Source organism: Marinobacter sp. F4218 (assembly GCF_019443085.1).
GTDB lineage: Bacteria > Pseudomonadota > Gammaproteobacteria > Pseudomonadales > Oleiphilaceae > Marinobacter > Marinobacter albus.
In genome coordinates this window covers 1,996,603-2,009,437 of the sequence record NZ_JAHZIL010000003.1, presented here as the reverse complement: position 1 = coordinate 2,009,437, position 12,835 = coordinate 1,996,603, and the positions used below count along the sequence as shown (strand labels likewise).

The 12,835-nt window shown below is 63.0% G+C and carries 12 protein-coding genes; 9 read left to right on the top strand and 3 right to left on the bottom strand.

The window, feature by feature from the left end; genetic code table 11:
* Positions 1-23: 23 nt before the first annotated feature.
* Both K0B93_RS13170 and K0B93_RS13165 read right to left on the bottom strand, forming a co-directional pair.
* Entirely contained in the window at positions 24-635 is a 612-nt protein-coding gene (locus K0B93_RS13170) for a hypothetical protein (protein ID WP_219867642.1), read from the bottom strand.
* A 123-nt stretch (positions 636-758) separates the two neighbouring features.
* Positions 759-2,252, bottom strand: coding sequence for an amidase (locus K0B93_RS13165; protein WP_219867641.1), 1,494 nt, complete (start codon positions 2,250-2,252; stop codon positions 759-761).
* Between the two features lie 67 nt (positions 2,253-2,319).
* Here K0B93_RS13165 and K0B93_RS13160 point away from each other — a divergent pair, with 67 nt between their 5' ends.
* Together K0B93_RS13160 and K0B93_RS13155 are read left to right on the top strand one after the other, a co-directional pair.
* Positions 2,320-3,432 (top strand): hypothetical protein, encoded by a 1,113-nt coding sequence (locus K0B93_RS13160; protein WP_324125078.1) that lies wholly within the window; start codon positions 2,320-2,322, stop codon positions 3,430-3,432.
* Complete coding sequence (locus tag K0B93_RS13155) at positions 3,423-4,190, top strand: sulfite exporter TauE/SafE family protein (RefSeq protein WP_219867639.1); 768 nt, start codon at positions 3,423-3,425, stop codon at positions 4,188-4,190. The genes K0B93_RS13160 and K0B93_RS13155 overlap by 10 nt, the downstream gene beginning before the upstream one ends.
* Before the next feature lie 4 nt (positions 4,191-4,194).
* On the opposite strand, the gene K0B93_RS13150 is transcribed toward K0B93_RS13155, so the two are convergent.
* Positions 4,195-6,558 (bottom strand): diguanylate cyclase domain-containing protein, encoded by a 2,364-nt coding sequence (locus K0B93_RS13150; protein WP_219867638.1) that lies wholly within the window; start codon positions 6,556-6,558, stop codon positions 4,195-4,197.
* 221 nt (positions 6,559-6,779) lie between these two features.
* Here K0B93_RS13150 and K0B93_RS13145 point away from each other — a divergent pair, with 221 nt between their 5' ends.
* The 7 genes from K0B93_RS13145 (at position 6,780) to K0B93_RS13115 (ending at position 12,827) form a co-directional block, all read left to right on the top strand.
* Positions 6,780-7,571, top strand: a complete 792-nt coding sequence (locus K0B93_RS13145; protein ID WP_219867637.1) for a MotA/TolQ/ExbB proton channel family protein — start codon at positions 6,780-6,782, stop codon at positions 7,569-7,571.
* A complete protein-coding gene (locus K0B93_RS13140) occupies positions 7,537-7,953 on the top strand; it encodes an ExbD/TolR family protein (RefSeq protein WP_324125074.1) in 417 nt (138 codons plus the stop codon). Before K0B93_RS13145 ends, K0B93_RS13140 begins: the two co-directional genes overlap by 35 nt.
* Entirely contained in the window at positions 7,950-8,357 is a 408-nt protein-coding gene (locus tag K0B93_RS13135; RefSeq protein ID WP_219867636.1) for an ExbD/TolR family protein, read from the top strand. The genes K0B93_RS13140 and K0B93_RS13135 overlap by 4 nt, the downstream gene beginning before the upstream one ends.
* Positions 8,354-9,061, top strand: coding sequence for an energy transducer TonB (locus K0B93_RS13130; protein WP_219867635.1), 708 nt, complete (start codon positions 8,354-8,356; stop codon positions 9,059-9,061). Before K0B93_RS13135 ends, K0B93_RS13130 begins: the two co-directional genes overlap by 4 nt.
* A 306-nt stretch (positions 9,062-9,367) precedes the next feature.
* The gene (locus tag K0B93_RS13125; RefSeq protein ID WP_219867634.1) at positions 9,368-10,216 is read left to right on the top strand and encodes a formate/nitrite transporter family protein; all 849 of its coding nucleotides are present in this window, start codon (positions 9,368-9,370) and stop codon (positions 10,214-10,216) included.
* Between the two features lie 73 nt (positions 10,217-10,289).
* Positions 10,290-12,020, top strand: a complete 1,731-nt coding sequence (locus tag K0B93_RS13120; RefSeq protein WP_219867633.1) for a bifunctional protein-serine/threonine kinase/phosphatase — start codon at positions 10,290-10,292, stop codon at positions 12,018-12,020.
* Positions 12,021-12,134: 114 nt separating this feature from the next.
* The gene (locus K0B93_RS13115) at positions 12,135-12,827 is read left to right on the top strand and encodes a hypothetical protein (protein ID WP_228743370.1); all 693 of its coding nucleotides are present in this window, start codon (positions 12,135-12,137) and stop codon (positions 12,825-12,827) included.
* Positions 12,828-12,835 lie beyond the last annotated feature (8 nt).

Sequence of the window (12,835 nt, the reverse complement as noted above, 5' to 3'; positions counted from 1 at the left end):
CGGCCCCGGCGGCTGTGGGCAGATCAGTGCAGGGCGCGCATCTGACGCGGGTAGAGCGCCGCAGTTACCTCCGGCTCTTCCAGCAGATCGGCCAGTTCCCGGTCGACGGCAGTTTCCTCACCCTCATCCGGTAACGGTTCGAACAGCGTGCTGAGCCAGGCAGTGACGGAAGGTGCCTCGTCGCGCTTGTAGTCGGTCGACAACGCCTTGATCCGGCGGAAGCCGATGATGCGCTGATGCTTTGGATCCCGGATCTGCTCGAAGCCCCGCCAGTACACGTGATCACGGGTGTGCAACTGGACGAACAGGGTGTCGATCGGGCTGTTATCGCCATCGTCGGACTGCTCGACAGGATCCTCAGTAAGTTGTTCCGCCTCCGGTTCGGGTTTCTTCTGACGAATGGTGGTCCAGGCCGGGTACAGCACCGCCACCGCATCCGCTTCCACATGCTCGCGGGCTGCACGGAGGATCAACCCCCAGCGGGCCTTGTCGGCATCGGTTTCAAGGGAATTAATGGGCAAGTCGTAGCTTTGTTCGCTGGACAGGACGATTGCCATCATCGGGGCATCCAGCTCCCCCATGGCTTCGGCCTGTGCTACTGATACCAGATCATCGATTGCCATCGGTTGGTTCATAATACGCTCGCCTCCTCGATGCCATCAGGGTCTATCAGGAAGAAAAGGGTCTTCCTGATAAACAGCATAGCCTGTTCCGCATACAAAGATAAACGTGGAGTTTTGGCAAGCGGATCACAACCCCTAACTGTCGAAGGCGTTCTCAAGGCGTTCATACTGGCCAAACCAGGGGCTTGCCTCCTCCAGCTGGGCCGCCAGCTGTAACAGGCGTACCTCGTCTCCATGACGCCCTCCGAACTGGACGCCGACGGGCAGGCCTGACGCGGTCCAGTGCATGGGGACCGACATCGCCGGCGTACCGGTCAGGTTGGCAAGCTGGGTGAAGGGGGTGCGGGCGAGGCTCTCCAGAACCATCTGATCGACCTGGCCGGTGCGGTGCACCAGCTTGCCCGCCTTCAGCGCCAGCATCAGTCTGGCGACAATCTTCAGGTGGGCCGGTGTCTCCAGCTCCCCGATGCGAGCCGGAAGCTGGCCGGTGGTGGGGCACAGATACAGATCGTAGCTGCCAAAAAACGCGCCGAGAGCGCGGGCAAAGTCGTTCCACTGCTGCCGGCGCCGAACGTAATCGGACAGGGGCATGGAATTGCCCAGCATTCCGATCAGCCGGGTATCCAGCTCGAAGTCTTCGTTCCGGGCCCCGAAGCGTTCCCGGGCCTGCGCCATCAACGCCGATACTTCACCGAAATACAGCCCCAGGTAACAACGGGCCAGCGCCATACCGTCAAATTCAGGCCGGGCGTATTCCACCTTGTGGCCCAGGTTTTCCAGCACCCGGGCCGTCGCCTCGACCGCGGCAACACAGTCTGGCGCAACCTCGGTATCGTAGGGCGAGGAGGTGAACACACCGATTTTCAGGGTACCCGGCGACTGCTGGCTCAACTGGGAAAAAGGCGCCGGCGGCGCGGGAATGGCGAACGGATCGCCGGCGGCCGGGCCACTGAGGATATCCAGCATGGCCGCGCTGTCCCGCACGGTCCGGCTGACCACGTGGTCGGTGGAGGCGCCGGTCCAGGCCTCACCAACCAGTGGGCCGCTGGAGATGCGCCCGCGCGAGGGCTTCAGGCCGAACAGGCCGTTGTAGGCGGCCGGGATCCGAATGGATCCGCCACCATCATTGGCCCCGGCCATGGGGACAATACCGGCCGCCACAGCCGCCCCGGAGCCGCCACTGGACCCCCCGGGCGTGAGGTCGGTATTCCAGGGGTTCCGGGACGCGCCCCAGAGTTCGGATTCCGTGACCGCTTTCAGGCCGAACTCGGGCGTTGCCGTCCGACCCAGAAACACCAGACCACCATCGCGGGCACGTCGGACAAACTCGGAATCCTGGGTCGCCACGTTTCGGGTGAAGCCCCGACTGCCATAGGTACAGGGGTGACCGGCCTGTTCCTGAGCCAGGTCCTTGAGCAGCAGGGGAACGCCGGCAAAGGGTGCCTGTTTCGGAAAGTCCTGGGCGGGTGCTTCGGAAAACTGTGGGTAACAGATGGCATTCAGGGTACCGTTTACACGGGTGGCCCGCTCCGTGGCAGCCTCGCAGATTTCTCGTGAGGTAACGTCGCCACGCCGGATCAGATCGGCCAATGCCGTGGCGTCGTACCTCAGATATTCTGATTGCTTCATTATCGGTTCCGTTTGTTATTGTGTTATCGGGAAGGTCACGGATGTTACGTGTATGAACTGGAGACTCATGAGCTTACGACAGCTCTGCCTATTTTTCATCCTGGCGTGCATTGCCTTGAATCAAGCCAGCGCCGAAGCAGACCCACCAACGGCCCCGGCCGACTGGACCCGGGTGGTGCGGGATACTCCCTACTGGGCCAGCCAGGGTGTTTACAGCAACATCCTGACCATTCGCGGCTGGGTACTCCGGGAATCCGGCTACTGCAGCGACATTGATCGCCATATCCTGTTCGACATGCGGGGCCAGTTCCTGGCCTGGATTTCCGACGGCGCAGACCGTGAAGAAACCCAGTCACGCCTGAACGACACCCGACGTTCCCTGCACAACAACCAGCGCACCGACACCTGGCTCCCGGGGGAAGCAGGCCAGACCGGCTACCCGTTTGCACTGGCCTGCAACCAGCCCCACGTCAACCTGGATGAAGCACTGGCCCGATATCTCGGCACTCTGCCCGCGGACCGCATCTGGGGCGCCTGGGACGATCTCTCGTTCGCTTCCGGTGACCAGCCGGGCTCGCTGCACGACGCCTTGATGTATGTGTATCGGACCCGCATGGATCAGGACCGGCTGGACCTGCCACAGGCTCTGCCGCGCTACCTGGCCGGGCAAATCCTGATCGAGAGCGGAGGCCAGGTCCGGGCTCATTCCGGGGCCAATGCCCGCGGCATCCTGCAACTGTCACCCTCGGCACTGTCGGACTGCCAGATCAAACCCCGGAACTACTGGCACCGGCTGGCGCAGATTGACTGTGCACTGCGCCTGATGGACCAGAATGCCAGTAATCTCCGGCCGGTCTTCCAGCAACGTTTTGGCGATCTGCCCGAGACCAAGCAGCAACGCCTGTTCACGCTCCTGCTGGTGCAGGCCTACCATGGTGGCGCCGGCCGCGTTGAGGCCCTGCTGATTGATGAGGAGCTGTCCAGACCCGCCGCCTATTTTGCCGAGCACCACGAGCGCTTCACGGCGGGTGATATTGCCTTCGGTATGGTGTTTCACAATCTGGGCCGTGATCGCCTGGGGCTGGCCTCACTTTACTACGTGGCCGACGTGCAATTGGCCACGGAGGCCCTGTGCCGGTCGCCCCGGCTGGCCACCACGGAATTCTGCGAATGGAACTGACCCTGCTGCCCGACAGCCTGAGCGGGCCTGTCGCGGCATTCCTGCTGGCTTGCTCGGTTCTCACGTCGATGATCACCGCCAGCCTGGGCGCCGGTGGCGGCGTGCTGTTGCTGGTGTTGATGGCCACCTGGATGCCGCCCGCCGCCATCATCCCGGTGCACGGCATGATCCAGCTCGGTTCGAACGGCGGGCGGGCCCTGCTGACCCGTAACCAGGTGGACTGGCAAGTAATCGCCGCGTTTGCCCCGGGTGTGGTGGTGGGTGCGGGCCTGGGTGCCTGGCTGCTGGTCGACCTGCCCGCGCCGGTATGGCAACTGACCATCGGCGTGTTTGTGCTTTACCTGTGCTGGGGGCCGCCCCTGCCCAGGGCGTCCTTTGGCAAACCCGGCATATTTCTGGCTTCCGGGCTCACCAGCTTTGTCAGTCTCTTTGTTGGCGCCACCGGCCCCCTGGTGGCGGCGTTCATCAAGCAGATCCATGTCGACCGGTTTGCCACGGTGGCCACTTTCGCCACGGCAATGACTCTGCAGCACGCGCCCAAGGCGCTGGTGTTCAGTGTGGCGGGATTTGTCTTTCCGGAATGGCTGGCGTTCATACTGGCCATGATTGCCTGCGGCTTCGCCGGGACCTGGCTGGGCCTGCACCTGCTCAGGTCACTGAGCAATCGGTGGTTTCATCGCACGTTCAACCTGATTCTAACCCTGTTGGCACTGCGACTCCTGTGGCAGGCCGGCAGTGCGACGGGCTGGTGGGCCTGACCCGTCAGGACCGGGCCGGCCCCGAATCGTCCGAGGGCGCCGGAACCACAACCACGGCGTTTCGACCCCGGGATTTGGCGATGTAAGAGCCTTCGTCGGCGCGCGAAACCACTTCCCTGGGACCACTGTCACCCGGGGTCAGTTCGGTCAGGCCGATGCTGGCGGTCACCCCGAAGCTGCGGCCGTCCTGTTCAATCCGAAGGTCCTGCACGCGGGCACGGATGCGTTCCGCCAGCGCTTCGGCCCGTTCGAGGCCGCAGGCGGGAAGAATGATCCCGAATTCGTCGCCCCCCAGCCGGGCAACGATGTCAGACTTCCGCACCGCCTCCTTGAACAGATCCGCCAGTCGCTTCAGCAGGTCGTCACCCACCAGGTGACCGCCCTCGTCGTTGACCGGCTTGAAATGGTCCAGGTCGATCAGCATCAACACCGAGCGCACGGTCTGATGCGGTACCTCCGCCATGCACTTGACCAGCGAGGCGCTGAACGCCCGGCGATTGAGCAGCTGGGTGAGGCTGTCGTGGGTCGCCTCCCAGGACAGCCGCTCTTCCTCGCGCCGGCGCTCACTGTCGTCCCTGATGACAAACACCATGCGTTCGTTGTGCTTGCCCTGGCGAACGTGGAGCATGGTCAGATCGATGTCGAAGACCTCATCCTTCTGGTTGCGCAGCGTCCCGTACAGACTGTCGACATTATCTCCGGTCAGGAAATCGGCATGAGCCAGAGGCCCGTCGTTCGCCTCAATAACCACCAGATCGAAGAAGTTGCGTTTGAGACACTTACCATCGGTACCCAGGAACACGCATGCGGCCTGGTTGGCGTAGCGAATCCGGCCCTGTACGTCCACCATCAGGACGCCCTCCTGGAGCACGCCGAGAATGTGCTCCGCCCGTTGCTGCTCCTCTCTGAGCGCCTCTTCAACCTCGAGCTCACGGGAAATATCCCGCACCACGGTTATGCTGCCCAGCGCCTTTTCGGGTGTCTCGATCACCGCCGTCATGACGTCGCCCCAGATCAGCTCGCGCTCGCCACGGCTCGGAATCCGGAACCGTCCCCGGAATATCTCCTTGTCCCTGAGGGCCTGCTGCCAACCGTTCCGGACCGCTTCACGATCGGCTTCGTAAACACCGTTGATGAGCTGAGTATGCTGGAGTTCGGAGGCAGGGCGACCGATGAGGCTCTCGAACGCGGGGTTCACGAAATCAATCCGGCCCAGGACATCGGTCTGGACGATGCCGATCGGTGCGCTCTGGGTCAGCGAGCGGAAGAAGGCTTCACGCTCTGCCAGCGACCCGAGGACTTCCTCGCGCTCGTCCATCACCGTGTTGAAGATCTCGGCAACCTGACGAATTTCACGGCCGCCGGAGACCTCCACCGGGTTGGTCCGAACCCCGAGATGACGCTCGTTGATCTGCCGGCCGAGGGCGCGAAGCGGCGCCATCAGGCGCTGAAACACCCACAGCGCCAACGGTCCGATGACGGCGATGACAGCAAGCAGGGTCCAGCCAAAGGCGTCGGCCATTCGCGTTATCGGGGCAAAGGCTTCGCGGGCCGGCCATACCACGGCAACGAACCAGGGCACCTGGGCCATCTGCTGCACCGACATGATGGCGCCTTCACCCTGGCCATTGCGGGTCTGACGGGTGCCTTCGAAGCCTCCCATGGCGTCTTTCAGCACCGGATCCTCGACCCGCACCGGAACCATGACCTCATCGGTTCGGCCATGGGCCAGGGTAATTCCGCTGCGGGTGCCAATCTCAAGATAACCGGTTTTGCCGATCCGGATTCCGGCGAACTCTGCCATGAAGTTGGAGCCCTTGAGGAGGATCGCCCCGCCAATCATGCCGAGGAACTTTTTCCGATGGTCAAAAATGGGCGCCGCGATCATGACCGCCGGCTTGTCCCGGTAGTTCGACACGTAGGGATCGCTGATCACCGGCGTCATGTGATGGGAAACGTCCTGAAAATACTCACGGGTGCTGACGTTCAGACCGGTCTGCTCGAACGCCTCGGGGTACTCGGCCAGGACCACGCCGCTGGCATCGATGAGATAAAGGCCATCAAACAGGTGCTGCAGCGCGGTTTGCTGGCGAATAAGGACCCGTGCACGGGCGTTGAGCACGGACTCGTCCATGGTGAAGCTTTCGGCGACGTGGCTGAGGGTTTCGAGTCTCAGGGCAAGCTTGTCGTCCAGTCCGCTCGCTACCAGACGCGCCATGGTTTCGACCTGGTTTTTCGCCTGTTGCTCAAGCTCACCCTGACTGAGCATGGCACCTACGATGGTGACCACCAGTGCGGACAGAAGAATGACCAGAATCACCAGGGCCACCGCGCGATTAACGAGGCTGCCGAACCAACGTTTGATCATCGCAGCGTTTCGACTCCGAATACAGGGGCGTTACGGTAAATAGAGACTCTCCACACCTGGCCGCCGCACAACGATGGCAGCATGCCTTGATCACTGATCATTATTCGAATCTTAACAGAGCCTTCGGGAATGTCAGGTTACACCTTGCAAACTTATTGATAATCGTTATTATTTAGATCACCAATTCCAGTACCGAGTCGAATGCCATGCCAGAGACTGCCATGCTCCCTGCAACCGAACCCTTCGGAAGCCTGCTTTCCCGTTTGTTCGACATGGGTGGACCGGTAATGATGGTGCTGGTGGCTATCGCCGTGGCCGGCGCCATTACCTTCCTCTATCTGATGCTCATGGGCACGTTATACGCCCCCCGACTGACCGCCAGACTTAAAAAGATTGTGACGATCTGGCAACAATCCCCGGCCACCGTGCGACCAGCAGATCTGCGCCGGCAGGTGGGCGCGGTCGGTCGCCTGAACCCGATGCTTCATCTTATCGCCGATACCATCGAAGCCTGCCAGCATCAACAAGACAGCGGGAGAGTTCGAAGCACAGCGGCCCGGGACGCCCAACAAGCCCTGGAACCCTTCGAGGCGCCGTTGAAAATCATTGAAGTGATCGCGGCTCTGGCCCCGCTTCTCGGGCTGTTGGGGACCGTCATGGGCATGATGGAAGCCTTCAGTGCCATGGCGGCAACGGAAGGCCGCGCCAATGCTGCCCAGCTGAGCGGCGGCATCTACGAGGCCCTGACCACAACCGCGGCTGGCCTGATCATCGCAATCCCTTTCGCGGCGCTGGCCGCCTGGATCGAATTCCGGCTGCGACGCATCCACAAGACCATCGACGGCACGCTGGTCACGGTGCTGAATGCCACCAACCACGTGGACGCAGACCGACCCGAGTTGCAGACACCCGCCGTTGACACCACAGCCGAGGTCCGTGCCCACCGGAATCCGGAAACGGCCCAGGACTATCCGGACCATGGCCGGCCGCGCTTCGCCCATGCAACTGGTTGAACCCCGTCCGCGACGGCCGATCCCGATTCGAATGACCCCACTCATTGACGTGGTGTTCATCCTGCTGGTGTTTTTCATGCTCACCAGCCGGTTGCTGCCGGTCGGGTTTCTGGAACTGGGCAATGCCACGCCGGAGCGACAGTCGGTGACCGGGCAATCGATCCCGGAGGTGACCGTCACCGGGACTGGCGAGGTACTGTGGCGGGCACAACCCCGCTCGATTGAGGAGCTGATGACCGAACTGACCGCGAACGGCATCTCGGAAGTAAATCTCAGCACCCGGCCGGACACCGGGCTCGGGGACTTTACCCGGATCCTCAGTCGTCTCGACAGCGCCGGCATCGACACTCACTGGAAACGGCTCCACACACAGACACCATGACCCATCTGGTTCCCCCGCCATCAACCTCTGGCAAGACGCTGATGGAGCGCGTGGAAGACGCGCTGCTGCCGCTGGTCAATCTAGTGTTCCTGCTGCTGATGTTCTTCATTGTCGCCGGACAGATCGCTGACGAACCCTTACCGGAATTGCCAGGCGCCTCGAATCTCAGCGAACAGTCGGCCCATGCCGATCTGCTGGTGACCGCCAGCGGCGACTGGCAGGTGACCGGTGAAATTCTCGGCTCCGAGAACCTGATCCACCGTCTGCCTCCGCCCGATCCTGACCGCCCCCTGAAAATCGCCGCCGCAGAGTCCGTCGCCATGGCCGACCTGGAAACCCTGTTCCGCGTGCTCGAAAAAGGCGGCTACACCGACCTCGTCCTGCTGACGGAGCCGGCATCATGACCACCGCTTCAAGGCGGGTGCGTGCAGCTTTGCTGCTGGTCGCGAGCCTGACCATCGTGCTGGCCAGTCTGCTGGCCGCCCCGGATCAGCCTATCCGACTGCCGGTCCTGGGCGATGCTGACATCAACACGGCGCCAGCCATCAGGATCAGCCTGGCTGCAGAACCCGCGCCCACCCCGGAGCCAAGCCCGGCACCCCAGCCCGCTCAACCGGCGCCGACCGCGGAGCCAGAGCCAGAGCCAGAGCCAGAGCCAGAGCCAGAGCCAGAAACGGTACCCGACCCCGCACCGGAGCCAACCCCCGATCCTGTCGAGGAAGCTCCCACCACGCCGACAACATCGGCGGGCACCACCAGCTCCGAACCCGCGCCCCAGCCTGCGAACCAGCAGGTTGAACTGGATGCCGGGCGTTCTGCCACGGTCGACAACTACCTGGCTCGCCTGGGCCGGCATCTCGGCCGTTTCTACAACTACCCCAGGCGAGCCCGCCGTCTGGGGCAGGAAGGCACGCCGGTGGTGGTTTTCAGCTTCCGGCGCGACGGCTCCCTGCTCACGCATCGCCTTGAAACCAGTTCCGGGCACCAACTGCTGGATGGCGCCGCGCTGGAGATGCTGGAACTGGCGGCCCCGCTGCCGGCCGTCCCACCGGACATGAAAGGCCGACGCTTCAGCTACGCCCTCCCGATCCGATTCCGGCTGCGCTAGACCGTTCAAACACCTGTTCCAGAGTGCAGCATGTCGCTGAAAAACGCACTGAACGGGTGCGGCCACGGACTGATCGCAACCTGCACCTCGCCCGGGCAGTGCTGACAAGACCCTGAAATAAAATACCTTTTATAGCTATCCAGACACTCTGGCACGGTCTCTGCAAATGCTTGGGCAACGGAGCCAACGTCGGCTCTGTTCACAGCGACAGAATATTTTCAGACGACGGCGTCTGCTCACCCCTGCACTCCTGAACGCGGCAGTGGGCGAGCAGCGCCGTTTTTTTGTGGGCTAGAGGAACGAGTTATGTCTTATATTTTACCTTCGGAGTTCGTCACCAAGATGGTGGACGCCGGCGAATCCAAGATCTACATGTCAACGCGGGACACCCTGATCCGGGCCTTTATGGCCGGTGCCATCCTGGCTCTGGCTGCCGCCTTTGCCATCACCGTTGCCGTCGAGACCGGCGTCTTCCTGATCGGCGCCGTGCTGTTCCCGATCGGCTTCTGCATGCTGTACCTCATGGGCTTCGACCTGCTGACCGGGGTGTTCATGCTAACGCCGCTGGCGCTGCTTGATAAACGCCCGGGCGTGACACCGAAGGCCATCCTGCGCAACTGGGGCTGGGTATTCCTCGGTAACCTGGGTGGTGCCCTGACCGTTGCGGTCATGATGGCGTTCATCTTCACCTACGGCTTCAACACCGACCCGGGCGCTGTCGGCGCCAAGATTGCCAGCGTCGGCGAAGCACGTACCCTGGGTTACGCCGAGTACGGCGCAGCTGGCTGGGCCACCATCTTCATCCGCGGCATGCTGTGCAACTGGATGGTCTCCATGGGCGTGGTTGGCGCCATGATCTCCACCAACGTCAGCGGTAAGGTACTGGCCATGTGGATGCCGATCATGCTGTTCTTCTTCATGGGCTTTGAGCATTCCATCGTGAACATGTTCCTGTTCCCGTCGGCCATCATCATGGGCGGTGAATTCTCGGTGATGGATTACCTCTGGTGGAATGAGATCCCGACCGTACTGGGCAACCTCGTGGGCGGCCTGGCCTTCACCGGCCTGACCCTGTACACCACCCACGTGCGCACGGCTCCGAAGCGTCCGGCTCCGGCGGCCTATAACGACTCTGCCCTGGCCAACCGTGCCTAAGAGTTGCGTTGTTCCGGCCGCCGCACAGGCCGGATTGCCCCCGTCGGCTTCGCGGCCGGGCGAGGGCTGATTTATGACGGGCACCCTCACCATCTCCGTCGGCCAGTATTCTGACAAGGGTCGCAAAGCCCTGAACCAGGACTTTCATGGCCTTTTGATGCCCGACAATCACCAGCGCGCCACCAAGGGCATTGCCGTCGCAATCGCCGACGGCATCAGTTCCAGCAACGTCAGCCAGGTCGCCAGCGAGTCCGCGGTCGCCGGCTTTCTGAGCGACTACTTCTCGACCCCTGAAACCTGGTCGGTCAAACAGTCTGCCCAACGTGTGCTTCGGGCCACCAATGCCTGGCTGCACGCCCAGACCCGGCAGAGTCAGTACCGATACGACCGCGACCGGGGCTACGTCTGCACCCTGAGCGTCATGGTGCTCAAGTCCACCACGGCGCACATCTTCAATGTCGGCGATTCCCGGGTGTACCGGGTTCACGGCCGCACGCTGGAACAGCTCACCACGGACCACCGGCTCTGGCTGTCCCGGACCGAGAGCTGCCTGACCCGGGCCATGGGCATGGAGCACCGGCTCGACATCGACTACCGCCAGACGCCATTGCGCGTGGGCGACAGGTTCCTGCTGGCCACCGACGGCGTATACGAGCATGTGCCGGAGCCCGAGGTTATCCGACTGCTCGACGAACACGCCAATGACCTGAACGCCGCCGCCGAGGCCATTGCCGGGGCGGCCCTGGCGGCGGGCAGCGACGACAACCTGACCGTTCAGGCGCTGCGCATTGACAGCCTGCCGGACGCGCGGGAGGCGGGTGAGCTCTACCAGGCGCTGGGCCAGTTGCCCTTTGCGCCGGACCTGGCACCGGGCCAGACTCTCGATGGCTATCGCATTGTCCGGCAACTTCACGCCAGCGGCCGCAGTCACGTCTTCCAGGCGGTGGACGAGGCCAGCCAGACACCGGTGGTCATCAAGACCCCTTCCATGGATTTGCGCGACGATCCGCAGTACCTGGAACAGTTTGTCGCCGAGGAATGGATCGCCCAGCGTATCAGCAACCCCCATGTGGTCAGGCCCTTCGCGCCGGACCGGCCGCGAAGCTGCGTGTACCTGGTGACGGAGTTTGTCGAAGGCCGGACCCTGAAACAATGGATGCACGACCACCCCGCGCCCGACCTGGAAACCGTGCGCCGCCTGATCGAACAGGTTGGCCGGGGGTTGCGCGCTTTCCACCGGCTGGAGATGGTGCACCAGGACCTGAAACCGGAGAACATCCTGGTCGACGCCGAGGGCACGGTTACCCTGATCGATTTTGGTGCCACCCGAGTCGCCGGGCTGCAGGAGCTGGCCGACAGCGACGAGGCCCACCACCCCAGGGGCGCGGCCCTGTACAGCGCGCCGGAAACCTTTCTGGGCGAACCGGGCAGCTGGTTCGCGGACCAGTTCTCACTCGGGGTCATCGCCTACCAGTTGCTCACCGGGCGACTGCCCTACGAAGCCGAAGTGCCGCGGATTCGCAGCCGCAGCCACCAACGCCGACTGACGTACCAGTCGGCCCGACCCTACCGGGAGGACGTTCCCGTCTGGGTCGACGACGCTCTGGCCCGGGCGGTCCACCCCGAACCGCACCGGCGCTATCCGGCGCTGTCCGAATTTCTCCACGACTTACGCCAGCCCGGCGCAGACTGGCAAAGCCGGCACCGCCCGCCGCTGATGGAGCGGCATCCGGTCACCTTCTGGCAGAGCGTGTCCGCGCTGCTGTTCCTGGCGCTGCTCGCCACACTCGCCTTTGACGGATAGATACCGGCCTCCAGGAATTCAGCCAGGACATTACGGCTGGCCGTTGTGGTTTTTACCCCTGCGCCGGCAACGGGTATCATGAGGTCTGATGTCACTGAATGAAGTATCCGCTTGATGATAAGTGCGCAGGCCCGGCAACTCGGCCAACTGATGTGCGACACCACCTATGACGTGCTCTGGCGACCCGCCGCGGGCTGGGTTCGGGACCGGTCTCCGGGCAGTTCGCTCGTTTGTCGGGTGGGCTCAGGCCAGGCCACCTACCACCGTTTTGATCCCCAGCATAAACAGCACCTGATTACCTACGGCGTTCGCATGGTTGAGGCCAAATACCGGCCGACCACCGCCCAGGGCTGGCTCTCAAGCCGGGAAATCCGTGAACGGGCGTATTTTGGCGGGCAGTTGAGCCCTCTCAACCTGTTGGCCCATACCTGCTGTCACGAGTTCGCTCACCTGCTGCAGCAGAGTGCCGGACAGCGATTTCGGGGCTCGGTGCACAACCGGCACTTCTACGGCATTCTCGATGAGCTCCACGAAAGCGGGGGCGCCGAGGCGACGCGACAGGCCCTGGCTGACCGTGCCGCCGAAACCGGCCTGGCGTTGTCCGATGCCGCCTTCGAACTACCGGATCCAGTGGTCGAGCGGTCTCACTGGGAGGTGGGCGAGGCCGTTGCCTTCGGCTCTGGCGCCCGGGAGGTTCACGGCAGCATTCTCCGGGTTAACCGCAAGACGTGCACCGTCAAGGCGACCGGGCGTACCCGGACTGTGCGCTACCGGGTGCCGATCCAGATGCTGCGCAAGCTCAACTGACGACCCCG

Excerpts from the sequence above, each read along its gene's own strand:
- K0B93_RS13130 (WP_219867635.1), top strand. The coding sequence starts at position 8,354 with ATGACCACCGCTTCAAGGCGGGTGCGTGCAGCTTTGCTGCTGGTCGCG.
- K0B93_RS13165 (WP_219867641.1), bottom strand. The coding sequence starts at position 2,252 with ATGAAGCAATCAGAATATCTGAGGTACGACGCCACGGCATTGGCCGAT.
- K0B93_RS13150 (WP_219867638.1), bottom strand. The coding sequence starts at position 6,558 with ATGATCAAACGTTGGTTCGGCAGCCTCGTTAATCGCGCGGTGGCCCTG.
- K0B93_RS13125 (WP_219867634.1), top strand. The coding sequence starts at position 9,368 with ATGTCTTATATTTTACCTTCGGAGTTCGTCACCAAGATGGTGGACGCC.
- K0B93_RS13145 (WP_219867637.1), top strand. The coding sequence starts at position 6,780 with ATGCTCCCTGCAACCGAACCCTTCGGAAGCCTGCTTTCCCGTTTGTTC.
- K0B93_RS13160 (WP_324125078.1), top strand. The coding sequence starts at position 2,320 with ATGAGCTTACGACAGCTCTGCCTATTTTTCATCCTGGCGTGCATTGCC.
- K0B93_RS13115 (WP_228743370.1), top strand. The coding sequence starts at position 12,135 with ATGATAAGTGCGCAGGCCCGGCAACTCGGCCAACTGATGTGCGACACC.
- K0B93_RS13120 (WP_219867633.1), top strand. The coding sequence starts at position 10,290 with ATGACGGGCACCCTCACCATCTCCGTCGGCCAGTATTCTGACAAGGGT.
- K0B93_RS13135 (WP_219867636.1), top strand. The coding sequence starts at position 7,950 with ATGACCCATCTGGTTCCCCCGCCATCAACCTCTGGCAAGACGCTGATG.
- K0B93_RS13140 (WP_324125074.1), top strand. The coding sequence starts at position 7,537 with ATGGCCGGCCGCGCTTCGCCCATGCAACTGGTTGAACCCCGTCCGCGA.
- K0B93_RS13155 (WP_219867639.1), top strand. The coding sequence starts at position 3,423 with ATGGAACTGACCCTGCTGCCCGACAGCCTGAGCGGGCCTGTCGCGGCA.
- K0B93_RS13170 (WP_219867642.1), bottom strand. The coding sequence starts at position 635 with ATGAACCAACCGATGGCAATCGATGATCTGGTATCAGTAGCACAGGCC.